The 23,521-nt window shown below is 66.5% G+C and carries 16 protein-coding genes; 5 read left to right on the top strand and 11 right to left on the bottom strand.

The window, feature by feature from the left end:
- Positions 1–58: 58 nt before the first annotated feature.
- From ACTJI4_RS11875 to ACTJI4_RS11860, 4 genes are all read right to left on the bottom strand, one after another.
- Positions 59–2,233, bottom strand: a complete 2,175-nt coding sequence (locus ACTJI4_RS11875) for a TonB-dependent siderophore receptor (RefSeq protein WP_392915648.1) — start codon at positions 2,231–2,233, stop codon at positions 59–61.
- Positions 2,234–2,452: 219 nt separating this feature from the next.
- Positions 2,453–4,159, bottom strand: a complete 1,707-nt coding sequence (gene mqo / locus ACTJI4_RS11870) for a malate dehydrogenase (quinone) (protein WP_440869459.1) — start codon at positions 4,157–4,159, stop codon at positions 2,453–2,455.
- 138 nt (positions 4,160–4,297) lie between these two features.
- Positions 4,298–4,885, bottom strand: coding sequence for a hypothetical protein (locus ACTJI4_RS11865; RefSeq protein WP_392915654.1), 588 nt, complete (start codon positions 4,883–4,885; stop codon positions 4,298–4,300).
- Between the two features lie 88 nt (positions 4,886–4,973).
- Positions 4,974–5,879: a LysR family transcriptional regulator ArgP gene (locus tag ACTJI4_RS11860; protein WP_392915656.1), complete on the bottom strand. Its 906-nt coding sequence runs from the start codon at positions 5,877–5,879 to the stop codon at positions 4,974–4,976.
- Between the two features lie 133 nt (positions 5,880–6,012).
- Between ACTJI4_RS11860 and ACTJI4_RS11855 the strand changes: the two genes are divergently transcribed.
- Both ACTJI4_RS11855 and ACTJI4_RS11850 read left to right on the top strand, forming a co-directional pair.
- On the top strand, positions 6,013–6,648 hold the full coding sequence (locus ACTJI4_RS11855; protein ID WP_392915659.1) for a LysE/ArgO family amino acid transporter: 636 nt from the start codon (positions 6,013–6,015) through the stop codon (positions 6,646–6,648).
- A 164-nt stretch (positions 6,649–6,812) separates the two neighbouring features.
- The gene (locus tag ACTJI4_RS11850; RefSeq protein ID WP_392915662.1) at positions 6,813–8,801 is read left to right on the top strand and encodes an alpha/beta hydrolase family protein; all 1,989 of its coding nucleotides are present in this window, start codon (positions 6,813–6,815) and stop codon (positions 8,799–8,801) included.
- Positions 8,802–8,840: 39 nt separating this feature from the next.
- On the opposite strand, the gene ACTJI4_RS11845 is transcribed toward ACTJI4_RS11850, so the two are convergent.
- The 3 genes from ACTJI4_RS11845 to ACTJI4_RS11835 form a co-directional block, all read right to left on the bottom strand.
- Entirely contained in the window at positions 8,841–11,501 is a 2,661-nt protein-coding gene (locus ACTJI4_RS11845) for an autotransporter outer membrane beta-barrel domain-containing protein (protein ID WP_440869458.1), read from the bottom strand.
- Positions 11,502–11,685: 184 nt separating this feature from the next.
- A complete protein-coding gene (locus ACTJI4_RS11840; protein ID WP_440869568.1) occupies positions 11,686–13,443 on the bottom strand; it encodes a peptide MFS transporter in 1,758 nt (585 codons plus the stop codon).
- Between the two features lie 180 nt (positions 13,444–13,623).
- Entirely contained in the window at positions 13,624–14,772 is a 1,149-nt protein-coding gene (locus tag ACTJI4_RS11835) for a DUF1624 domain-containing protein (protein ID WP_440869457.1), read from the bottom strand.
- A gap of 199 nt (positions 14,773–14,971) precedes the next feature.
- On the opposite strand from ACTJI4_RS11835, the gene ACTJI4_RS11830 reads away from it, so the two are divergent.
- The 3 genes from ACTJI4_RS11830 to ACTJI4_RS11820 all read left to right on the top strand — a co-directional run bounded on the left by ACTJI4_RS11830 (position 14,972) and on the right by ACTJI4_RS11820 (position 20,533).
- Positions 14,972–16,945 (top strand): OPT family oligopeptide transporter, encoded by a 1,974-nt coding sequence (locus ACTJI4_RS11830; protein ID WP_392915671.1) that lies wholly within the window; start codon positions 14,972–14,974, stop codon positions 16,943–16,945.
- 197 nt (positions 16,946–17,142) lie between these two features.
- On the top strand, positions 17,143–19,206 hold the full coding sequence (locus ACTJI4_RS11825) for a prolyl oligopeptidase family serine peptidase (protein WP_392915674.1): 2,064 nt from the start codon (positions 17,143–17,145) through the stop codon (positions 19,204–19,206).
- 85 nt (positions 19,207–19,291) lie between these two features.
- Entirely contained in the window at positions 19,292–20,533 is a 1,242-nt protein-coding gene (locus tag ACTJI4_RS11820; RefSeq protein WP_184125277.1) for a DUF819 family protein, read from the top strand.
- A 573-nt stretch (positions 20,534–21,106) separates the two neighbouring features.
- On the opposite strand, the gene ACTJI4_RS11815 is transcribed toward ACTJI4_RS11820, so the two are convergent.
- Genes ACTJI4_RS11815 through minC form a run of 4 tightly spaced genes read right to left on the bottom strand, consistent with a single transcriptional unit; the run spans position 21,107 to position 23,521 of the window.
- Entirely contained in the window at positions 21,107–21,589 is a 483-nt protein-coding gene (locus ACTJI4_RS11815) for a hypothetical protein (protein WP_392915677.1), read from the bottom strand.
- 47 nt (positions 21,590–21,636) lie between these two features.
- Positions 21,637–21,897 carry a cell division topological specificity factor MinE gene (gene minE, locus ACTJI4_RS11810; protein ID WP_068850125.1) on the bottom strand — a complete coding sequence of 87 codons (261 nt, stop codon included), beginning with the start codon at positions 21,895–21,897 and terminating at the stop codon, positions 21,637–21,639.
- A gap of 2 nt (positions 21,898–21,899) precedes the next feature.
- A complete protein-coding gene (gene minD, locus ACTJI4_RS11805) occupies positions 21,900–22,709 on the bottom strand; it encodes a septum site-determining protein MinD (protein WP_392915680.1) in 810 nt (269 codons plus the stop codon).
- A 35-nt stretch (positions 22,710–22,744) separates the two neighbouring features.
- A complete protein-coding gene (minC, locus tag ACTJI4_RS11800; protein WP_392915683.1) occupies positions 22,745–23,521 on the bottom strand; it encodes a septum site-determining protein MinC in 777 nt (258 codons plus the stop codon).

The raw sequence follows: 23,521 nt of genomic DNA, 5'->3' as shown, positions 1-23,521 counted from the left end.
CCCGCCAATGGCGGGCCCTCGTCGTCGGACCGTTTCCGACGTTCGGTGCTTTACGAGATCAGTACTTCCAGCGCAGGCTCGCGGAAATGAAGCGCGGTTCGCCGTAGTTGTTGTAGTCCAGGTTGGCCCAGTAGGTCTTGTCCAGCGCGTTGCGCACGCTCAGGGTGGCGGTCCAGCTGTCGCTGATCTGGTAGTTGGCGTGCAGGTTGACCAGCATGTAGGCCGGCTGGCGCACGGTGCGGGTGCCGCCCAGTGGGTAGGGGATGTTGTAGCCCTCCACTTCGCTCTGCCAGGAGAAGCCACCGCCGATCGTCAGGCGATCCAGCACGCCGGGCAGGCGCACGCTGGTGTTGAGCTGCAGGAAATCTTCGGGCAGGTTGGCGTAGATCAGGTCGGTGCTGGCGCGGGTCACCTTGACGTGGGTGTAGCCGGCATTGACGGTCCAGCCCGGACGGATCTCGCCGTTGACGTCCATTTCCCAGCCGCGCGACCTGGTGCCGTTGACGCCGATGTAAGCGGAGCTGCCATCGCTGAGCGAGCCGTCCGGCAGGCTCATGTCGCGCACGGCGTAGTTGTCCTGCTTGGCCTCGAAGATGGCGGCGTTGGCGGTCAGCTTGCCGTCAAACCACTGCGACTTGATGCCGGCTTCCAGGTTGGAGCCTTCCACCGGGGCGAGCAGGTTCTCGTTGCGGTCCTTGTAGTTCTGCGGGTTGAAGATTTCGGTGTAGCTGGCGTACACCGAGAACTCGGGCACGATGTCGTAGACCAGGCCGACGTAGGGGGTGACTTCGTCGGTGACTTTGTACTGGCCGCTGGTGCTGGTGTAGGTGCCGGCGGCGTTGTAGGCGCGGGTCAGGGTTTCCCAGCGGCTCAGCCGCGCGCCGGCGATCAGCGAGAGCGCGTCGGCCAGGCGCAGGCGGGTGGAGGCGTACACGCCGCTCTGTCTGGTCCGCGCGATGCGGCGGGCGCCGGTGCGGCTGGCGGTCAGCTCGGGAATATCGCCGTTCCAGTCGCGGATGTCGGGGATGTTGTAACGCCAGTTGGCCACCGAGGTGAGGGTCCAGGTGGTGGCTTCGAGGTCGGACCAGCTGCCACCGACGACGACGTCGTGTTCCCGGCCGAAGGCGGGGAAGGTGCCTGACAGGAACAGGTCGGCGCCCTTGCGGGTGTCTTCGGCATCGCCGGCACCGGCCAGCAGGTAAGTGCCGGCGCCCGTCACGGGGTCGGGGTAGCCGCTGCCGTAGACGCGCACGTTCTGGACGTTGCCGCGGGTGTAGGCGGTATTGAGCTTGAGCAGCCAGTTTTCACCGAAGCGCTGTTCGAGGTTGGCGAAGGCGGTGCTGGTTTCGCGCTGCCAGTAGCTCCACTTGGGGGCCATGTTGGTTTCGCGGGGGAGATGGGCGAAGGTGCCGTCGCTGTTGAAGAACGGCACGGTGCCCCAGGTCGAGCCGACCGGGTTGTTGTCCTGGCGCTGGTAGCCGACGGTGACGGTGGTGGAATCGGTCAGGTCGCCTTCGAGCACGGCCATGCCGGCCATCTTGTCTTCTTTGTAGCGGTCGTAATACAGCTCGCGATCGGTGTAGGCGGCGACGACACGGCTGCGGAAGCGGCCGTCGCGGGTCAGCGGGGCGTTGACGTCGGCTTCCATGCGGCGGAAGTCCCAGCTGCCGGCGCTGATGGCGAAGGAGGCGTCGAACTCCTTGCCGGGGCGCTTGCGCAGCAGGTTGACGGTGGCCGAGGGAATGCCGGCACCGCTGAGCAGGCCGTTGGCACCGCGGATGACTTCGATGCGGTCGTAGAAAGCGGTGTCGTATTCCTGGTTGGTGGAGCCGCTGTAGGTGGGCAGGCTGTCGACCTGGAAGTCGGTGATGGTGAAGCCGCGCGCGTAGTACAGGGGGCGCTGGGTGTCGTAGAAGGAGACGTTGACGCCGGTGATGTTGCGCATGACGTCGTTGATGGAGAACAGCGATTCGTTCTGGAGGCGGTCGAGGGCGAGGACGCTGGTGGACTGCGGGGTTTCCTGCAGGGTGATGGGCAGGCGGGTGGTGCTGGACGGCGCGCGCTGGGTCCCGACGACGTTCACCTGGTCCAGGGTCTTGGCATCGGCGGCACTGCTGCCGGCATCGACGGTGTCCGCCAGGGCCAGGGGCGAGGCCAGCGACAGCACGGAGAGCAGGGCCAGGCCCAGTGGGGCGCGGCGGACGGAAGCAGTGGGGAGGGAACGGAAGGACATGCAGGGGTCTCAGCGGAGGCGGGTGGGAGCGCAACGGGACGCAAATGTAAATCGTTCGCATTAGAATTACAATAATTTAACGTCAGCTCATGGCGGGTTTGGCGCTATCGCGCCCCCCACCAGGATTCCCACGTCGGCCGGTGCGAGCAAAAAAAAACCGGCCCTTGGGCCGGTTTTGTAGGGACACGCCATGCGTGTCTACGCGGTGCCTGAACAGGCTTACAGCGCCTGCAATTCCTCGTTGGCGTTGCGCTTTTCCGTTGCCGGGGCTGCCGGCACGGCCGGGGTCACCGGCGGCGGAGTCAGCATCACCGCCGGGCTGGTTTCCACCGGCACGTCCAGGTACGGCAGGCGCAGGGTGTCGCTGGTCTGGCGGCGGATCTCGTTGGTCAGGGCCGGGCTGTCGTTGAGCTTGCGCCCGTAGGACGGCACGATCTGGGCCAGGCGGGCTTCCCAGCCGGCGGCCATCTGCTCGGGGAAGGCCTTCTTGAGCAGGTCCAGCATGATTGGCGGGGAGGTCGAGGCACCCGGGGAGGCGCCGAGCAGGGCGGCCAGGGTGTGGTCCTTGTCGGTCACGATCTCGGTGCCGAACTGCAGCACGGCGCCCTTTTCCGGGTCGTGCTTGATGACCTGCACGCGCTGGCCGGCGGTGACCAGTTCCCAGTCTTCGCGCTTGGCGGTGGGGAAGTACTTGACCAGTTCGGCCTGGCGGTCGTCGTCGTTGAGGCGGGCCTGGCCCATCAGGTACTTCACCAGGTCCAGATTCTCCAGGCCGACGTCGACCATGCCGGCCACGTTGTTGTGGTTGACCGAGGAGTACAGGTCGAACCACGAGCCATGCTTGAGGAACTTGGTGCTGTACAGCGCGAACGGGCCGAACAGGACCACCGGCTTGCCATCGAGCTTGCGCGAATCCAGGTGCGGCACGGACATCGGCGGCGAACCGGTTTCGGCCATGCCGTAGGCCTTGACGCTGTGGCGACCGGCGATGGCCGGGGACTTGAACGCGAGGAACTGGCCGCCGACCGGGAAGCCGGCGTAGTTCTTGGCTTCGGGGATGTTGGAGAGCTGCAGCAGCTTGAGCGCGGCGCCGCCGGCGCCGATGAACACGAAGCGCGACTTGAGGGTGGACTCGGTGCCGGCGTTGAGGTCCTTGACCGTGACGTTCCAGGTCTTGTCGTCGTTCTGGCGCAGGGCGCGGACTTCATGTTCCAGGTGCAGGCTGAAGTTCGGGTTGCGCTGCAGGCCGGCGGTGAGCTGGCGGGTGATCACACCGAAGTTGACGTCGGTGCCCAGCGGCATCCAGGTGGCGGCGACCTTCTGGTTCGGGTCGCGGCCTTCCATCAGCAGCGGCGCCCAAGCCTTGATCTGCGCCGGGTCTTCGGAGTACTGCATGCCGTAGAACAGCGGGTTCTTGACCAGCGCCTGCTGACGCTTGTGCAGGTAGGCGATGTTGTCATCGCCCCACACGAAGCTCATGTGCGGGGTGGGGTTGATGAAGTCGGAGGGCTGGCTGAGCCGGCCTTCCCTGACCTGGTGCGACCAGAACTGGCGCGAGATCTCGAACTGCTCGGCGATGCCGACCGCACGCTTGGTCTCGATGCTGCCATCGGGCAGCTCCGGGGTGTAGTTCAGTTCGGCGAAGGCCGAATGCCCGGTGCCGGCGTTGTTCCAGCCGTCGGAGCTTTCCAGGGCCACGCCGTCGAGGCGTTCGAACACCTGGATGTTCCAGTCTGGCTGCAGTTCCTGCAGGAAGGTGGCCAGGGTGATGCTCATGATGCCGCCGCCGACCAGCACGACGTCGACCGGCTTGTCGTTGCCCGCGGCCGGAACCGAACGCTGGTGGAGGGGCCAGTACAGGAAGACGGCCGCTGCGATCAGCAACAGCACGAGCAGGCCGAGGACGACCTTCGCTAACTTTTTCATGGATATCTCATGTGGGGAGATGAGGGCAGGATGAACGCGCTTCGTGGAAGAAGCGTGAAGAAACAGGGTCTTGGTGCATCCAGGGCCTGATTTTAGCCCGAACCGGTACGGATTTGGTGCAACGCAGCATCACATGGATCAATCCGACCCCAAGGTGAAATATTCCGCGAGGAAATACCCGCACTGGTAAACAAGGGCCACCACGGCCAACGCCAGGTGCATCCGTCGCGAACGGCTTGCGACGCCCATTCCCGCAATCGCCAGCATCATGCCGGTGTGCACCGGGTACGCCTCGCCCAGCATCTGCCAGCGGCTGTGGCCTTTGATCGCCGTATCGCCCAGGTCGAGCAGGGTCACCAGCGCCAGCATTCCGAAGAACCCTGCGCGCCGCTCAATCAGGTACGTCTCGTGACTTCCGTACTCGCGCAGGTCATCCGGCAGCAGCAGCACGCACAGCATGTACCAGCTGGCGCAGTAGCCGATCACGAACAGATACAACCCGAACGTCCACTGCCGCACTTCCGCCAGCCGGAATTCCCACCACCAGAACGTCACCACCGACACCAGCGTCCACAGCAGCCAGCACAGATGGATGCCCGACCATCCGCCACGCCGGGCCGGGTGCTCGATGATCGATGCCAAGCCCTTCACCAGCGTGGTGATGCTCAAGCCCAGGATGATGCTCAGCACCACCCGGATATGCAGATAGACCGGATCCGATTCCATCGAACGCCCCTGCGCTGGATGCTCGAGGGCCACGGTAGGTGCCGACCGTTGGTCGGCACGTGAAGGCGTACCCACCCGCGGCGGGTACCTACCGTTTGCGGCGGACCAGGGTGGCCGACGCCGCGAGCACCGCCTTGGTCAGCAGCGCCATCGTCTGCACGTCGCCCTTCCAGTGCTGCCAGTACAGAGGCACGTCTTCCCACGCGCGCGGTTTCATCAGCACCAGCCGCCCCGCATCCAGATGGCGTTTGACCAGCGGCAGTGGATTCATCGTCCAGCCCAGTCCGCCCACGTTGGCCTGCACGAACGCCCGCGTGGACGGAATCCACCAGGTCGGCGCCGTCATCGGCAGGTCGTCGCCCGCCAGCCGCCGCGCGAAGCGTGCCTGCATGTCGTCCTTGCGGTTGAACACCAGCACTGGCGCCTGGGCCAGCGACTGCGCGTTGACGCCTTTCGCGAAGTAGCGGTCGTGGAAGGCCTGCGTGCACGTGGCCGCATAGCGGATGCTGCCCAGCGCGTGGATCTGGCAGCCCTGCACCGGCTCGTCCAGCGTGGTCACCGCGCCCAGTACCGCGCCCTGGCGCAGCAGCGCCACCGTGTGGTCCTGGTCCTCCGAGCGCAGGTCCAGCGTCGTCCCGGTCTGCCGCGCGAAATTCAGCGCCGCCTCCGGGAACCACGTTTCCAGACTGTCATGGTTCACCGCCACCGGGATGCTCGCGTGCGGCAGGTCCTCATCGGCAATGCCCATCCGGTGCAGCGCATCGTGCTCCAGCAGCGCCGTCTGCTCGGCCAACTGCACCAGCACCTGGCCTTCCGGCGTGGCCACCGCCGGCGAAGAACGCTTCACCAGCAGCCGCCCGACCCGGTCCTCGAGCGCTTTGACCCGCTGCGACACCGCCGAAGCGGTGACATTGAGCGACTGCGCCGCCCGGTCGAAACTGCCTTCCCGGATCACTGCCGCCAAGGCGCGGAGCTGGGCATGGTCGATACGCATCGCCTTAAGTTCCACTAAAGATGGTTAAGTAAGTTTAGCTCTACTTTTCCATGTTGCGGCGCGACAATACGCGCCATCACGGTGCTGTACGCCTTGGCGAGGCACCGCCCCCCAGCAAGACAGGTGGTAATCCATGTTCTCCTTCATTTCCGGCGGCCCCGGTCTGGCCGCGTGGCTCAGTGGTGCCGCAGCCGGCATCGGCCTGTTCGCCGTGGTCGGGGCCCAGAGCGCCTTCATCCTGCGCCAGGGCATCCTGCGCAAGCACATCGTGCCGGTCGTGGCGACCTGCGCGGCGATCGATGCCATCTTCATCTTCGCCAGCGTGGCCGGCCTGCGTACCCTGACCCAGGCGCTGCCGTGGCTGACCACCGTGGTGCTGTGGGGCGGCGTTGCCTTCCTGAGCTGGTACGCCTGGCAGTCGGCCCGGCGCGCGCTGGCCGGTGGCGGTGGCATGCAGGTCGATGACGGCGACAACACGTCGCGCCGCGCCGTGCTGACCGCCGCGGTCGGCTTCTCGCTGATCAACCCGCACTTCTGGCTGGACATGATGGTGATCGGCTCCATTGCCGAAAATTTCGGCAATGCCCGCATGGCGTTCGCCGCCGGCGTGGTCACCGCCAGCTGTCTGTGGCTGACCGCGCAGGGCCTCGGTGCCCGCCTGCTGGCCCCGTTGTTCACCAGACCCCGTACCTGGCGGATCCTCGACGGCACCATCGCCGTGATCCTGTCCATCCTGGCCCTGAGCCTGGCGTTCCGCGGCGTGCATTGATTTTTCTCTCTCTCTCCATCAATGCAGGTCGGAATGGCACCGTTCGCGGTGCCATTTTTCTTTCCAGCCCCGAAAGCGCCGGGGGACGTCGCCACTGGCCTGCCCAGTGCCGACCTGTCTAGAATCCCCGATCACGGACAAGGTGTCTGTTTGAAGGGGGAAGGATGAAGTACTCGACATGGGCGGCTCTGGCCGTCGTGGCCCTGTTGTGCGGGCCGGTGGCGCAGGGTTCCGCCGCGGAACTGGACCTTGAGCACTATCTCAAACGCGACACGTTCACCGACATCAAGCTGTCGCCGGGCGGCGACTACTACGCGGCCACCGTGCCGATGGAAGATCGCACCGCACTGGCGATCCTCAGCCGCGCCACCGGCAAGGTCACCGGTTCGTTCGTGCCCCCGCGCAACAACCACGCCACCCGTTTCTACTGGGTCAACAACGAACGCGTGCTGATCGGCCTCGCCGAGAAGTTCGGCAGCCTCGACGAGCCCCAGCTCACCGGCGAGCTGTACGCCATGAACGCCAACGGCGGCCGTGGCGAACTGCTGGTCGGCTACCGGGTCGAAGGAAATGGCCCCGGCACTCGCATCCAGCCCAAGAAGGTGGAGGCGGTGGCCGCTTTCCTGATCGATTCAATGCCGCAGGACGAGCGCAACGTGCTGGTCACGGTGTGGCCGTTCTCCGAAGACCCCTTTACCCGTGTGGACCGTCTGGATATCGCCAGCGGCCGCCGGGTGACGGTGGCGCGTTCTCCGGTCAGGCGCGCCGATTTCACCAGTGATCCGAGCGGTCAGATCCGTTTCGCGCATGGCGCGGGCGCCGACAACGTCAACAAACTCTATTACCGCGATGCCATCGGCGACACCTGGAAGCTGGTCAACGATGAAGCCGACACCGGCCGCATCGAAACCGCGCTCGGCTTCTCCGAAGACGCCAGGACCGCCTATCTGCAGGTACAGCAGCCCGACGGTCCCGATGCGATCGTGACCTGGGACCCGGCCACCGGCACCCGCACACCACTGCTGCGCGACCCGGTGGTGGATCCGGACCGGCTGATCTACCGCCCCGGTACCCGCGTTCCGGTGGGCGCGCTCTACCTGGGCGACAAACCGCGCACCCGTTTCTTCGACGAAACCTCGGCCGACGCGCGCCTGTACCGCAGCCTGGAGGCAGCGTTCGGCGGCGATGCGGTGTTCATCGCCTCCAGTACGCGCGATGGCCGCCACGTGCTGGTGGAAACCTGGTCGGGGAGCAATCCAGGTGACTTCTACATCTTCGACACGGTTGCCAAGAAGGCCGACCACCTGATCAGCCGCGGCGCCTGGGTCGATCCCGACACCGCCGCCAAAGTGCAGCCGTATGCCTTCAAGGCGCGCGACGGCATGGAACTGCACGGTTACCTCACCCTGCCCGCTACCTCGGCGGGGACCAGACCGCCGATGGTGGTGATGCCGCATGGTGGCCCCTTCGGCGTGTTCGACGATGGCCGCTACGATGCCGAGGCACAGATGCTGGCTGGGGCAGGGTACGCGGTGCTGCAGGTCAACTTCCGCGGTTCGGGCAACTTCGGCCGCGCCTACCGGCACGCTGGCGCCAGACAGTGGGGCGCCGCCATGCAGGACGATGTTACCGACGCCACCCGCTGGGCGATCAGCCAGGGCCACGCCGACCCCGCCCGGGTCTGCATCTACGGCGCCAGCTACGGCGCATACGCGGCGATGATGGGCGCGGCCCGCGAACCGGGGATGTACCGCTGCGCGGCCGGCTATGTCGGCGTGTACGACCTGCCGATGATGCATACCACCGGCGACATCCAGCGCAGCGGTTCGGGCAGCACCTACCTGAAGGAATGGCTGGGCAGTCCCAAGGACGTGGCCGAGGTATCCCCGGTCAACCTTGCCGACCGGATAAAGGTGCCGGTGTTCCTCGCCGCCGGCGGCGAAGACGAGCGTGCCCCGATCCAGCACACCAAGCGCATGGAAGCAGCGCTGCAGAAGGCCGGCGTGCCGGTGGAATCGCTGTACTACTCCAGCGAAGGCCATGGCTTCTATACCGACCCGCACCGCCGCGAGTATTACGGCAAGCTGCTCGCGTTCCTGTCACGCAGCCTCGGCGGCCGCACCGCTTCAGCGGCGGCCGCAGCGCAGCCCTGACCGATGCCCGGGGCGGCGCTGCCGCCGCCCCGGTTCGGATCAGAACGCCATGCGCACCTGCATCTGCGCCTGTACATCGCGAACGCCCATCAGCCGCTCGGCCATCACCGCACCACCGAAATCGGCGCGCAGGAAGCGATAGTCGGCACCCAGCGTTACCCGGTAATCCAACCCGGAAGGCGCCAGCCCCGGCACGGCGAATGCATGATCGCCGGCGCCATGCAGCGTCGCCTTGCGCACGTCAGCGCGAGACGCCAGCGACGCCAGCACCGCTGCATCGCCGCGCAGCGTCCAGCCAGTCCCCAAGCGACCAGTGAAAGCGGTGCCCAGCTCCAGCTGCACACCCCTGCGCGTGCCCGCGCCCACCGACAGCCCCAGCGCGTCCGCGCCATACTCATGGAAGGCCCCCTCGCGGGCGTGGTACGCGGTGGCGCCCAGCCGCGGCTGCCAGCGCAGGCCCGCACCGCCAAACTCAACGCTCAGCGTGCTGCCCACGCGGGCACGCGACAGCGTGCGCTGGCTGTGTGCGCTCATACGCGTGCTGCCCCAGTGCAACTGGCGCTGGCCGTCGGTCTGGTGCCATTCGTTGCCCAGCGTGTGCTGCAGGGTGAACGCGCCCAGTGCCTGGGCCATGCCCACCCCGGCAAACCACGACTGCGAACGGGTCTGGCCGCCATCGGTGGAGAAATCCGAGCCTAGCAGGCCACTGCTCAGCTGCAGCTGGCGACCGCCCCCCATCGCCATCGCGACCTGCACGCCGGTGCCGGTACCCTGCACGCCCGAGGCGGTGGCCGAGCCCGGCCCGAACGCGACCATGCGGGTGCCGTTGCCCGGCGTGGCGCGGGCCAGGCTCGACCAGAACGCGTCGCCGTTGGCGGTCAGGCGCATGCTGGCGGCCGCCAGGCCGTTGCCGGACAGCTGCTGCAGGGCGTGGTTGAACTCGGCGGCGTCGGCCACTTCCAGGCTGTGGTAAAGCGCGTTGTTGGCGTAGCCCGCCTCCAGCGCCGCCGCGACGCTCTGGGTGTCTGCATCGGCGATGTGGCGGTAGTCGTTGCGGGTCATCACCACGTCGACATTCCCGGCCTCGTCGCGCTCGGCCTGTGCCTGCCACACCACCGTGGCGCTGGCGATGTTCTCATCGCCGCCGTCGGCGCCGACGAAGACGTCGTCCAGGCGGACCTGCGAATCGCCGGTGCCGCGGGTGAACCCGGTATCGACGCGGACGTCGACCAGCTCACCGCCCTCATGCAGCATCATCTGCCCGGCACTGCCATCGGCATTGGTACCCACCGTGTAGCCCGACACGCCACGCGGTGCCTGCCAGCCAAGGTCGGGGACGGGGCGATCGGCGTCCTGGGTGGGCTGGTCGGCATGCACGCCGCTGCCATTGCCATACACGTTGACCTGGCCGTTGTTGATCAGGCGGCCGCCGCCACTGGCGCCCATCTGGAAGGCGTGCGAGTTGTCGGCATGGAGGTTGATCACCCCGCCGCGACGGTTGTTGAGCGTGGCCGAGCCGTCGGACTGCATGGCCACCATGTTCTGGCCGTTGTTGCCGCCGGCCACGCCGAGGTTGATCACCCCGTCGTTGATCAGCGTGGCGCCGCGCGCACCGGACATCGCCACCGCACCGTCACCGGTCACGGTCAGCGTGCCCTGGTTGATCAGTGTCGCCTGCGCGCCTTCGGCATGCATCGCCGATTGCCGCTGGGCGTGGCTGATGATCTGCGCGCCGGCGCGGTTGATGCCGGCGCTGGCATGGCTGTCGGCCACCAGGGTCAGCACGCGCGCATTGCCCTCCAGCGTGATCAGGCCATGGTTGTCGAAGGCTTCGATGATGTCGCGCTCGTTGCCCACGCGCGCGGTCACCGCATGCACAAGCGAACCCTGGTTGAGCGCGCCGCTGGCGTTGACGGTGCCGTGGTTCTCGAACTCGGCCATGCCGGTGAGCGCGAAGCCACCGCCCTGGACGCCGAGCGTTGCGTTGCGGCGCCGTTCGCCGTTGTCGAATTCGCTTTCGCCACTGAGCGTGACCAGCGTTTCGCGCAGCTGCATGTCGCCGGGATTATCGAGCTCGGCATCGCCTTCCAGCTGTATCGTTGCATTCTGCGCCAGCAGGGTGCCGTGGTTCTCCAGGCTGCCATCGCGGCGAAGCTGCAGCCGGCCGTGAAGTTCCAGCGTGCCATGGTTGTCCAGGTCGCCATCGTTCTCCACCACCAGGCTGGCTGCCTGGCCGATGCGCAGGGCGCCGCTGTTGTGCAGGCGGCCGTCATTGCGCACGTTGAGGCTGCCGGCGTTGATGCGCAGGTGGCCTTCGTTGCGCGCTGCGCCGGTCACGTGGGTGTCCACGTTGCGGTCCCAGCGGATGTCGGCACCTGGCCCGGCAAGGAACTGGTTGCCGCCGTACTGGCCGCCCTCCGAGCCCGGCGCGACGGCACCGCCGTGGCCCTCATTGCCACCGCCACCACCACCTGCCGCTGCTGCGGCCGCACCCGCCAGCGCGACGCCGCCAAGCAGCCACGGCGTGCTGCTGGACGACGTTCCGTCGTGCGCCTCACACGCGGTGTGACCGGGATCGATGTCGCAATCGACAGCATCGGAATCGGCGTTGCCCGCATTCGCGGGCTGCGACAGCGAGGTGCACAGTGCCAGTGCGATGAGCGCGGCAAGCGCACGGGGGGGCGGGGCGGCGTGGAGCATTGGAAAGGTTCCATGAACGCAGGGAGCGCCATGGTGGGGAGCGATTGAATACCTGTATCTACAACTTGTTCTAACGAATCAGGACTGTGATCGGATCGAATGGTGTCAGGAAACGTTTATGTGCATGGGCGCAGAAACAACAACGGCACCCGAAGGTGCCGTCGTGCCGGGTGCGGGCGCAGGTTCACTTGACTCCGTGCATCATCCGCTTCAGCAACGGCGAGCCGGCGAATGCAACGGCAGCACAGCCCAGGCCGATCCACATCAGCAGCCAGAACAGGTGTTCGTAGCTGGCGGCGGCCGCGGCGATGTTCATGGTTTCGCCTTCGGGCACTTCAATGGCGGCAAGCTTGCCGAACAGCGCGGCGAGGGTCTCGGAGAATGCGGTGGCCAGGAACCAGGTGCCCATCATCAGGCTCACCACGCGCGGCGCGGCCAGCTGGGTGACGGCCGACAAGCCCACCGGCGAGAGGCACATCTCACCGATCTCCAGCACCAGGTAGGCCAGTACCAGCCACCACACGCTGGCCATCTGGCCGGTGGCACCGACCTGCTGGGCGGCGAGTGCCAGTGGGATGAAGGAGAGCGCGGCAAACACCAGGCCGAGCGAGGATTTGACCGGCTTGGAAGGATCCAGCCGGCGCTTGTCGAGCCAGGCCCACAGCACGGCGAACAGCGGTGCGAGCACGACCAGGAACAGGCCACCCAGGTAGGTGAGGGAGCCGGCGGTCTGCGGAATCACCAGGCAGTCGCGGATCAGCAGCACCAGCATCAGGGCGACGATGGCGATGAACAGGGTGCGCGGCGCGGTAGAGCCGGGGCGGCGTTCGGACAGGCGTGCGGCAACCACGAAGCCAAGCGGCGCCAGCAGCAGGGAGGCGATCGACCACGGGATCGGGGTGCCGCCTTGGATCACCAGCGCGGGCACCAGGTCTTTGGTGAGCATGCGGTCGGTGAAGGTGACCCAGGAGCCGTAGGTCTGCTCGTAAAGGGTGAAGAACACCAGCGCCATGAAAATGAGCGCCATCAGGGCGATCATCTGCTGGCGTTGGACGGGCGTGCAGCGGGTGCCGGTGAACCAGGCGAACCACAGCAGCACACCGCCGAGCACGACCACCATGAGCAGCAGGGCGAGGCTGATTTCGCCGCCGATGGCGAAGGCGCCGTTGGCGGCGGACCACATCAGGGCGGCCACGGGAATGACGCCGAGCACGGCGATGCCGTAGATCAGCCATTCGCGGGGAATGCCGGCAATGCGCTGGCGCAGGGCGGCGACGTTGCTGGGTTCGGCGTGGCCCTGCAGGTACTTCTGGCCCCACAGGAACATGGCCAGGCCAATGACCATGCCGATGCCGGCGGCGCCGAAACCGTATTTCCAGCCGTAGGCTTCGCCGAGGAAGCCGCAGACCAGGGAGGCGAACAGGGCGCCGAGGTTGATGCCGGCATAGAACAGGGAGAAGCCGGAATCGCGGCGCGGGTCGCCTTCGGGGTAGAGCTTGCCGACGATGGTGGAGATGTTGGGCTTGAGGAAGCCGACGCCCATGATGATCAGGGCAAGGGAGAGGTAGGTGATGCCGAGGGCGGCATCGTCGCGCACGATCTGGCCGTCGATGCGGGTGGCGGCGTGGCCTTCAAAGGCCATGCCGAGGTGGCCGAGGACGAGCAGGATGCCGCCGAACACGACGGCTTTGCGCATGCCCAGCCAGCGGTCGGCGAGCAGCCCGCCGAACACGGGAATGCAGTAGACCAGGCCGCCGTAGGCGCCGAGCAGGTCAAGGCCAGCCTTGTCGCCGAACAGGTGGTACTTGGTCAGGTACAGCAGCAGCAGCGCCTTCATGCCGTAGAACGAGAAGCGCTCCCACATCTCGGTGAAGAAGCAGACGTAAACGCCTTTGGGGTGGCCAAGGAAGTCGTCGGAAGCAGGCAGGGCGGTGGCGGTCATCGGGCAATACGCGACAAAACAGATCGCGATTATCACGCTTTCGGCGTCTTCACCGTTATCGGTTGGGGCGCGGGCGGCGGCAGGAAACAGCAACGTCAACTGCAGGCGCCGAACCGCGTAGTGCCACGCCATGCGTGGCTGCTCTTCGCGATCTACCGCGCAGCCACCCATGGGGTGGCTCTACAGGTACCGCAACCAGGCCAGGTCTTTGCGGCGCGCCTTCAGCCGCGCGAACGCGCGCGTCGGCCAATACAGGGCCAGTGCCAGCGCGGCGGTGATCAGCCACAGCATCCACACATGGTCCACGGCGAAATAGGCGCCGTGGGTCTGGCCCCAGCGCGCTTCGGCGGCGACGTACAGCAGCTTCAGCAGGTACAGGTGCAGCAGGTAGAAGAACATCGGGGCGGCGCCGATGTTGGCCAGCGGGGCCAGGGCGCGGGCGATCCGGGGCTGTTCGTAGAGGCGCAGGAGCAGCAGGCCGATGCCGAGGGTGAGCAGCAGGAACAGCAGGGACGGGGGGTACTTGGTGACGTTGAAGAGGCTCATCAGGGTCTGGCCGGTGCTGGCCATGGCCTGCCAGGGGGCGTCGCCGTAGACGTTGGCGGCGCGCAGCAGGGCGAAGCCGAGCAGGGCGCCGACGCCGGCCCACAGCAGGCGGCGGTGGCGTTGGGCGGGGTCACCCTTTCGGGCGAACCAGGGGCCGAGGGTGTAGCCGAGGGCGATGACGGCGATCCAGGGCAGCACGGGGTAGGAGGTGCGCAGGCGCAGGGTGTCGCCGACGGCGATCCAGTCGCGCTGGTGCAGGATCTTCCACAACACGGCGAGCGGGCCGTCGCCGCTGACGTGGATGCCATCGAGCAGGTTGTGGCCGGCGATCACCATCAGGGCCAGGGCGGCGAGGGCGGGGCGGGGCAGCCAGAGCAGGCCGGCCAGGGCGACCATGCTGATGCCGATCGCCCAGATCACCTGCAGGTAGATCACGCTGGGCGGGAACTGCAGGGTCCAGGCGAAGTTGACCACCAGCAGTTCAAGCAGGATCAGGAACAGGCCGCGCTTGAGCAGGAAGGCGGAGGCGGTGCGGCGGGGCGCGGCCTGGCCGCTGCCGTACAGCCAGGCGGACAGGCCGGTGAGCAGTACGAACACAGGGGCGCACAGGTGGGCGAGCAGGCGGCTGACGAACAGGGCAGGCTCGGTCTGGTCCACGACCATCGGGTCGGGAACCTGCTGGTGCAGGTAGAAGGTTTCACGCACGTGGTCCAGCAGCATCAGCACGATCACGGTGCCGCGCAACTGGTCGATGGAGGTCAGGCGGGAGGAGGATGGAGCCACGGGTGCTGCTGGGTGGCGTAACAGGATATAACATTACAAATTCATGTGCAGGTGCAGTGCCTGGGGTTTGCCGGTTGGGGTGATTGGAACAATAAGAAGACGGTATCGCCGTTGGCGATACGCCGTGCCGGTGGCACGGCTTGCCTTACCACGGCATGAAGGCTAGGTTTGACAGGATTTTTTGCCAGCAGGGGCTTCCATGAACAACGACGACGCTGCGCCCAGACAGCTCACATTCCGCGCGGTGGTGCTTGCCATCGTGCTGGCGGTGATCCTGTCGGCGGCCAACGCCTACCTGGGTCTGTTCGCAGGCCTGACCATCGCCACGGCCATTCCGGCGGCGGTGATCTCCATGGGGGTGCTGCGCCTGCTGGGCGGCGGCACGATCCTGGAAAACAACATCGTGCAGACCGGCGCTTCGGCCGGTTCGTCGATCGCCGCGGGTGTGATCTTCACCATCCCGGCGCTGGTGATCATGGGCTACTGGCCGGACTTCAAGTACTGGTGGGTGCTGGGCATCGCCGGCCTGGGCGGCCTGCTGGGCGTGCTGTTCTCAGTGCCGCTGCGGCGTTCGATGATCGTCGAAGACCCGCTTCCGTTCCCGGAAGGCAAGGCCGCGGCCGAAGTGCTCAAGGCCGGTGAGAACCCGGGCCCGGGCCTGAAGATCCTGGGCCTGTCGGCGGTGATCGGCGCGGTGGTGAAGCTGGCCGCGGAAAGCGGCATGCGCCTGATTCCCGATGCCTGGGCCACCTCGGCCTACGTGGGCAGCTCCAAGATCACCGCGTTCATCGGCACCAACCTGTCGCCGGCGCTGCTGGGCGTGGGCTACATCGTCGGCCTCAACGTCGGCATCGTGGTGGTGTCCGGCTCGATCCTGACCTGGCACATCGCCATTCCGCTGTACCAGGCGTTCTTCATGAACACTGATCCGGCCCTGGCTGCATCGATCGCCACCGCCTCGTCCACCGAGGCGGCGTTCGCCATCTGGGGCGCGAAAATGCGCTACCTGGGCGTGGGCGCGATGCTGATCGGCGGCGTGTGGACCCTGATCTCGCTGCGCAAGTCGCTGCTCAACGGCGTCAAGAGCGGCTTTGCCGCCGCGCGCAAGAGCAGCGGTCCGGCGCTGGCGCACACCGAACGCGACCTGCCCATGAAGTGGATGCTGGTGGCGCTGGTGGCCTTCACCCTGCCGCTGCTGGCGCTGTACCAGGCCATCGTCGGCCAGTGGCACGTCTCGATCCCGATGACCCTCATCATGATCGTCGCCGGCTTCCTGTTCGTTTCGGTCTCGGCCTACCTGGCCGGCCTGATCGGCTCGTCCAACAACCCGGTTTCGGGCATCACCATCTCCACCATCCTGTTCGCCTCGGCCGTGCTGGTGGTGCTGCTGGGCAAGGACGGCCTGACCCCGGTCGGCGTCGGCGGTGCCCCGCTCGGTGCGGTGGCTGCGATCATGATCGGCGCGGTGGTGTGCTGCGCCGCTGCCGTCGGCGGTGACAACCTGCAGGACCTCAAGGCTGGCTACATCGTCGGTGCCACGCCGTGGAAGCAGCAGCTGATGCTGGGCATCGGCGCGTTCTCCTGTGCGCTGATCATGGCGCCGGTGCTGAACCTGCTGGCCACGGCGTACGGCATCGGCGTCAAGTCGGAGCTGCACCCGAACGCGCTGGCCGCACCGCAGGCCAACCTGATGGCCTCGGTAGCCAAGGGCCTGTTCGGCGGTGAACTGCCGTGGACCTTCATCGGCATCGGTGCCGTGGTCGGTGCGGCGATCATCGCCTTGGACAGCTGGCTGAAGTCGCGCAACGCCCGCTTCCGCGTGCCGGTGCTGGCCGCCGCCATCGGTATCTACCTGCCGCTGGAACTGATGGTGCCGATCTTCCTGGGCGGCCTGATTGCCTACCTGGTCGAGCGTTTCCACAAGGTGCGCGCCGACGATGAAGAAGGCCGCGACCGCGTCCACAAGCCGGGCGTGCTGTTTGCCGCCGGCCTGATCACCGGTGAAGCGCTGATGGGCATCGCCATTGCCGTGCCGATCGTGCTCAGCAGCCGCGCCGATGTGCTGGCCGTGCCGTTCCACCTGCCGGCCGCGCAGTGGATCGGCCTGGCGGTGCTGTTCGTGGTGGGCTGGCTGATCTACCGCACCGGGAAAAAGGGGGAAGCTGCCGCGTAATCCGCAGCAGCCCCACGCTTTGCGCTGCAAAGCGCGGGCGCCCTCGTCACCATCACCCAGATCCCCCGCGGCTTCGCCGCGCCCCCCTTGACTCAAGGGGGGCTCCTCCTGCGTCAAGCCCACCATGACGTGTGGCCTTTGCGTGAGGCGTGATTACGACATTACCATCGGCGTTTTGCCGTTCCGCGGAGAACCCGATGAAGCTTCGTTACGCCCTGTTGCCGTTGTGCCTGCTGACCGCACTGCCGTCGCTGGCCGCCACGCGTGGCCTGGATGTGCGCGACATGATCGCGCTGGATCGGGTTTCGGCCCCGCTGCTGACCGCCGATGGCGGCAACGTGGTGTTCGCCAAGCGCGTACTCGGCAGTGACAGCAAGGCCAGCACCGGCCTGTTCATCCGCAACCTGCGCACCCGCGATGCGGCCCCGCCCAAGCCGCTCACCCCGGCCGGCTGGAACGTCAATTCGGCCGCGCTGTCGGCCGATGGCCAGACCGTGTACTTCCTCAGCGCCAAGGGCGGCAGCCAGCAGCTGTACTCGATGCCGCTGGCCGGCGGTACTCCGCGCCAGCTGACCGATTTCGCGGTGGACGTGGACAGCTTCCAGATCTCCCCGCAGGGCGACCGCGTGGCCTTCAGCGCCGGCGTGTTCCAGGACTGCGGTTCGGACCTGGCCTGCACCAGCAAGAAGCTGGACGCGCACAAGGCGCGCAAGAACACCGGTGAAGTGTTCGACAGCCTGTTCGTGCGCCATTGGGACACCTGGAACGACGGTCGTCGCAACACCCTGTTCGTGGCCCCGCTGCCGGCCGCCAAGGCCGCTGCGGTCAAGGGCGCCTCGGCGATCAGCGCTACGCTGGCCGGCGATGCGCCGTCCAAGCCGTTCGGCGGCAATGATGATTTCACCTGGGCGCCGGATGGCAAAAGCGTGGTGGCCAGCATCCGCGTGGCCGGCCGCGAAGAAGCGTGGTCGACCAACTTCGACCTGTACCGCCTGGATGCCGAGGGCAAGCAGGCCCCGGTGAACCTGACCGCCGCCAACCCGGCCTGGGATGCCGGCCCGGTGTTCAGCGCCGACGGCAATACCCTGTACTACCGCGCGATGAAGCGCCCGGGCTTCGAGGCGGACCGTTTCGGCGTGATCGCGCTCGACCTGGCCTCGGGCAAGGCCCGCGAAATCGCCCCGAACTGGGACCGTTCGGCCGGTGAAGTGGTGCTGTCGCAGGACGAAAAGAGCTTCTACACCGCGGCCGATGACCTGGGCGAGCACCGCCTGTTCAACATCGACATCGCCACCGGCAAGGCCACGGTGGTCGCCGAAGGCGGCAGCATCGGCTCGCCGGTGATCGCCGGCAGCACGCTGGCGTATACGAAGAACAGCCTGAAGAGCGGCGACCAGATCGTGGTGGCCCAGGCCGACGGCAGCAGCCCGCGCGAGATCACCCCGAGCGCCGGCCAGATGTTGCCGGACGTGGCTTTCGGCGATTACGAGCAGTTCCAGTTCAAGGGCTGGAACAACGAAACCGTGCACGGTTACGTGGTCAAGCCGTACAACTACCAGGAAGGCAAGACCTATCCGGTGGCGTTCCTGATCCACGGCGGCCCACAGGGCAGCTTCGGCAACGGCTGGAGCTACCGCTGGAACCCGCAGACGTACGCGGGCCAGGGCTACGCCGTGGTGATGATCGATTTCCACGGTTCCACCGGCTACGGCCAGGCGTTCACCGATGCGATCAGCCAGCACTGGGGCGACCGCCCGCTGGAAGACCTGCAGAAGGGCTGGGCAGCGGCGCAGAAGCAGTACCCGTTCCTCAACGGCGACAAGGCGTGCGCGCTGGGCGCCAGCTATGGCGGCTTCATGGTCAACTGGATCGCCGGCAACTGGAACGAGCCGTGGAAGTGCCTGGTCAACCATGACGGCGTGTTCGACCAGCGCATGATGGGGTACGCCACCGAAGAGCTGTGGTTCACCGAGTGGGAGCAGGGCGGCACGCCGTTCGCCAAGCCGCAGAACTACGAGAAGTTCAATCCGGTCAACCATGTGGCGGACTGGAAGAAGCCGATCCTGATCATCCACGGCCAGCTCGACTTCCGCATTCCGGTCGAACAGGGCCTGGGCGCATTCACCGCCGCGCAGCGCCAAGGCATCGAGTCGAAGTTCCTGTACTTCCCGGACGAGAACCACTGGGTGCTCAAGCCGCAGAACAGCGTGCAGTGGCACGACACGGTGAACGGCTGGCTGAAGCAGCACATCGGGCAGTGATGTGCAAAGCGCCGCCGCAAGGCGGCGCTTTCATATGTGGTTACCCAACGCGCACGCGCGCACCCCATTCCAGGCGCTCCATTCCGTGAAAGCACCCGCTCTGATCCAGAACGACATCGTAGTTTTCGGCCTCATCGCCGCCACCCTGGGTGCCGTGTTCTGGACCGCCTCACGTGAAACGGGGCTGTGGAAGCGCTTCTACACCTTCGTGCCGGCGCTGCTGCTGTGCTACATGATTCCGGGCATCTACAACACGGTGGGCCTGATCGACGGGCAGAACACCAGCCTGTACAACCCGATCGCACGCGACATCCTGCTGCCGGCCGCGCTGGTCCTGCTGACGCTGGCGGTGGACATCAAGGGCATCCTGCGGCTGGGCCCGAAGCTGATCGTGATGTACCTGGGCGCGTCCTTCAGTATCATGATCGGTGCGGTGGTGGCCTTCATGCTGATGAAGTGGGCGCACCCGGAAACGGTCGCGGGCGATACCTGGGCGGGCATGGCCGCATTGGCCGGCAGCTGGATCGGCGGCGGCGCGAACATGCTGGCCATGCGCGAAGTATTCGACGTCAACGCCACCACCTTCGGCCAGTTCGCGGTAGTGGACGTGGGCGTAGGGTACGTATGGATGGCGGTGCTGATCTTCATGGCCGGCCGCGCGGCGAAGATCGACGCGCGCACGGGCGCGGATACCTCTGCGATCGACGAGCTGAAACTGCGCATCGAGAAATTCCAGGCCGAACACGAACGCGTGGCCAGCCTGACTGATCTGATGCTGATCGTGGCGGTAGCGTTCGGCACGGTGGGCCTGTCGCACGCCATCGCCGGCCCGGTATCGGCCTGGTTCAAGGGCCACGTGGCCTGGGCGTCGCAGTTCAGCCTGGACGCGCCGTTCGTATGGGTCGTGGTGATCTCCACCACCTGCGGCCTGGCGCTGAGCTTCACCCGCGCGCGCAACCTGGAAGGCGCAGGCGCCTCGAAGCTGGGCTCGCTGCTGCTGTACTTCCTGATCGCCTGCATCGGCATGCAGATGGACCTGCTGGCCCTGCTGGAACGCCCGTGGCTGTTCGCACTGGGCCTGATCTGGATCGCCGTGCACATCGTGCTGCTGCTCGCACTGGCCATGGCGCTCAAGGTGCCGTTCTTCTACTTCGCCATCGGCTCACAATCCAACATCGGCGGGCCGGCTTCTGCGCCCGTGGTTGCGGCTGCGTTCCATCCCTCGCTGGCTCCGGTGGGCGTCCTGCTTGGCACCATGGGCTACGCAACTGGTACGTACTTGGCTTACATCGTTGGCATCACGTTGCGGGCTTTGGCTGGGGGCTGAATTCTCCCGCGTAGAAGCGCTGGCGTTTTCATTCTCTGCGCGCGGGGGCGCGGGGTGGGAGGGGGTAGCGGGGCACGCGTGAACCCATCCATGGGGCTTATCGCAGCATCCATGCTGCTCAAAGCCCCGCTACCCCCTCCCACCCCGCGCCCCCAGACGGATTACGTCGGCGGACGGGCAGTCAAAGGCAGATAGCGTTAGGTCGATCGATTGTTCCGCCGTAGAGCCACGCCATGCGTGGCTGAGCCGCAGCCGCGAATGTGCGGGCCAGCGAGAGGTTTTTGATCTCCTGTCCGGTCGTCGCAGAGAACTGAGGGGGCGAGGGCGGGGATGCCCTGGCCGGACTTTGAGCAGCATGGATGCTGCGATAAGCCCCATGGATGGGTTCACGCGTGTCCGGCCAGGGCATCCCCGTCCTCGCACCGCGCGGGGAGAACTGAACAGCCAGCGCTTTACGCGTGGACAAGAAACCGCCAGGAGCGTTTCTTGGTCGAGGTGCAATGCGTCGCCGTGCGGATCGTTCGTATCGGCAGTCGTCTGACGACCGACCCTACCGTGCGCTCGTACAACGTTTCAGGCAGCGAGTAGTCCGCGTTCGATCAACCAGGCTTTGGCATCTTCGGCGTCCTGTTCGAACCAGGCGCGCGTGGAGCCGAGGCGATAGGTGTAGCCCCAGGCGTCCATGTCGGCCATCAGCTGCGCGCTGCCTACGCCCGGCAACTGACCGGCCAGCACGATCTGCAGGTAGCAGGTGGCATCTTCTTCGGGGACCGAATCGGTCGCGTCGGTGTGCACCAGCGCGCGGCGTTCGGGCGGCAGCACGATCAGGTGGCAGGCTTCGTGCAGCATCGAGTGCACCGGCGTGTCGTTACGCACATAGACGTCGCTGGCGATGATGCCCGCCTCGGGCTCGCCCCAGTAACTGCCCGGAATCGGGGCGCCATCGGCCACGTGGTGCAGCTGCAGCGCGTGGCGGGCCAGCAGGGCCGCCGCATCCGCGAAGGCGATGTCGCCCACCCGGGTAACCTGCGGTTCTGTTTCGGCGGCGGTGTTCATGACGTGTCGTCCTGCGCCCCTTCCCGGTGGGGAAGGGGCCTGTACGGTCAGGGCTGCTGCGGACCTTCCGGCAGCGCCACCGAAATGTCCAGCACGTCGTGCTCGCCATCCTTGACCAGGTCTACCTTGACCGCGTCCGCGTCGATGTTCACGTACTTCTTGATCACTTCCAGCAGCTCGCGCTGCAGCAGCGGCAGGTAATCCGGGCCGCCACGGTGGCTGCGTTCCTGCGCGATGATGATCTGCAGGCGGTTCTTGGCCGTTTCGGCGGTGGTCTTCTTCGTCTTGAGGAAATCGAACAGGCCCATGCTTACCCTCCGAACAGCTTGCTGAAGAAGCCCTTCTTTTCCACGTTTGTGAAGCGCATCGGGCGCTCTTCGCCGAGGATGCGGGAGACCGCATCATCGTATGCCTGGCCTGCCGGCGATTCTGCATCCAGGATCACCGGTTCGCCCTTGTTGGACGCGTTCAGCACGTCGCCCGATTCCGGGATCACGCCGATCGCCTTCAGTCCCAGCACCTCTTCCACGTCCGTGATGCTCAGCATCTCGCCCGATTCGACACGGACCGGACTGTAGCGGGTCAACAGCAGGAACGCCGGCACGTTCTGGCCCGATTCGGCCTTGTGCGTCTTCGAATCCAGCAGGCCGATGATGCGGTCCGAGTCGCGCACCGACGACACTTCCGGGTTCACCACCACCACCGCGCGGTCGGCGAAGTACATCGCCAGGAACGCACCCTTTTCGATGCCCGCCGGCGAATCGCAGATGATGTAATCGAAGCCGTCCGCGGCCAGGTCCTTCAGCACCTTGCCCACGCCTTCCTGGGTCAGCGCATCCTTGTCCCGCGTCTGCGAAGCCGCCAGCACGTACAGGTTGTCGAAGCGCTTGTCCTTGATCAGGGCCTGCTTGAGCGTGGCTTCGCCGTGCACGACATTCACGAAGTCGTACACCACGCGCCGCTCGCAGCCCATGATCAGATCGAGGTTGCGCAGGCCGACGTCGAAGTCGATCACCGCCACCTTCTTGCCCCTGCGCGCAAGGCCACATGCAAGGCTTGCGCTGGAAGTGGTCTTGCCGACGCCGCCCTTGCCGGAGGTGACTACGATGATTTCAGCCAAAGGACTTCTCCTGATGATTCTGTTGGGTTGCCGCGTCAGTCCAGCGCAGCGATCTTGATCTGGTCCTGTTCCAGCCACACCTGCACGGCCTTGCCGCGCAGGGTGTCCGGGACATCGTCCAGTACCTTGTAATGGCCGGCAATGGCGACCAGTTCAGCGTGGAAGTCACGGCAGAAAATGCGTGCCGTGGTGTTGCCCTGGGCACCTGCCAGGGCGCGGCCCCGCAGCGTACCGTAAATATGGATGCTGCCATCGGCAATCACTTCGGCGCCCGCGCCGACCGTGGCCATCACCGTCAGGTCGCAGTTCTCTGCATACAGCTGCTGGCCCGAACGCACGTTGCTGGTCTGCATGCGGCCCGGCTTGGGCGCATTTCCCGTGTCCGCCGCGGCGGCCGGCGCAGGCGCGGTCGCACGCGCGCGGCGGGCGGGTTCCGCAGTGGGCGCCGGCGCAACGGGCGCAGGTGTCGGTTCCGACTCGGCGCGCTCGTACTGGGCGCGGAACTTGGCCAGCAGCGGCAGCCCCAGCTGCTGCGAGAGCAGGTCGGTTTCAGTGCTGCCGTAGGCCAGCGCCACCGGCAGCACGCCGGCACCGCGCAGCCCATCCAGCAGCGCCTGGGCCGTGGCCACATCGGGCATCTGGCTCAGGCCGCCGAAATCCAGGATCACCGCCGCACGGCCGAACAGCTTGGGCGCGCGGGCCACGCGGTCGCGCATCTCGCGCGTGAGGCGTTCAACATCCAGGGTGCGGATGCGCAGGTTGGCGATGCCCACCTGGCCGATCTTCAGTTCACCGGCCTGTTCAAAATCCAT

The organism is Stenotrophomonas sp. 22385, from assembly GCF_052045085.1.
In the GTDB taxonomy this organism is placed as follows: domain Bacteria; phylum Pseudomonadota; class Gammaproteobacteria; order Xanthomonadales; family Xanthomonadaceae; genus Stenotrophomonas.
Note: the sequence above shows the minus strand (reverse complement) of the source record. Positions and strands in the feature narration are given on the sequence as shown.

What these genes read in the sequence shown, in the direction of transcription:
- ACTJI4_RS11860 (WP_392915656.1), bottom strand. Translation starts at nt 5,879, where the DNA reads ATGCGTATCGACCATGCCCAGCTCCGCGCCTTGGCGGCAGTGATCCGG.
- ACTJI4_RS11850 (WP_392915662.1), top strand. Translation starts at nt 6,813, where the DNA reads ATGAAGTACTCGACATGGGCGGCTCTGGCCGTCGTGGCCCTGTTGTGC.
- minC (WP_392915683.1), bottom strand. Translation starts at nt 23,521, where the DNA reads ATGGATTTTGAACAGGCCGGTGAACTGAAGATCGGCCAGGTGGGCATC.
- ACTJI4_RS11815 (WP_392915677.1), bottom strand. Translation starts at nt 21,589, where the DNA reads ATGAACACCGCCGCCGAAACAGAACCGCAGGTTACCCGGGTGGGCGAC.
- minE (WP_068850125.1), bottom strand. Translation starts at nt 21,897, where the DNA reads ATGGGCCTGTTCGATTTCCTCAAGACGAAGAAGACCACCGCCGAAACG.
- ACTJI4_RS11840 (WP_440869568.1), bottom strand. Translation starts at nt 13,443, where the DNA reads ATGACCGCCACCGCCCTGCCTGCTTCCGACGACTTCCTTGGCCACCCC.
- mqo (WP_440869459.1), bottom strand. Translation starts at nt 4,159, where the DNA reads ATGAAAAAGTTAGCGAAGGTCGTCCTCGGCCTGCTCGTGCTGTTGCTG.
- ACTJI4_RS11830 (WP_392915671.1), top strand. Translation starts at nt 14,972, where the DNA reads ATGAACAACGACGACGCTGCGCCCAGACAGCTCACATTCCGCGCGGTG.
- ACTJI4_RS11865 (WP_392915654.1), bottom strand. Translation starts at nt 4,885, where the DNA reads ATGGAATCGGATCCGGTCTATCTGCATATCCGGGTGGTGCTGAGCATC.
- ACTJI4_RS11875 (WP_392915648.1), bottom strand. Translation starts at nt 2,233, where the DNA reads ATGTCCTTCCGTTCCCTCCCCACTGCTTCCGTCCGCCGCGCCCCACTG.
- ACTJI4_RS11855 (WP_392915659.1), top strand. Translation starts at nt 6,013, where the DNA reads ATGTTCTCCTTCATTTCCGGCGGCCCCGGTCTGGCCGCGTGGCTCAGT.
- ACTJI4_RS11845 (WP_440869458.1), bottom strand. Translation starts at nt 11,501, where the DNA reads ATGCTCCACGCCGCCCCGCCCCCCCGTGCGCTTGCCGCGCTCATCGCA.
- ACTJI4_RS11825 (WP_392915674.1), top strand. Translation starts at nt 17,143, where the DNA reads ATGAAGCTTCGTTACGCCCTGTTGCCGTTGTGCCTGCTGACCGCACTG.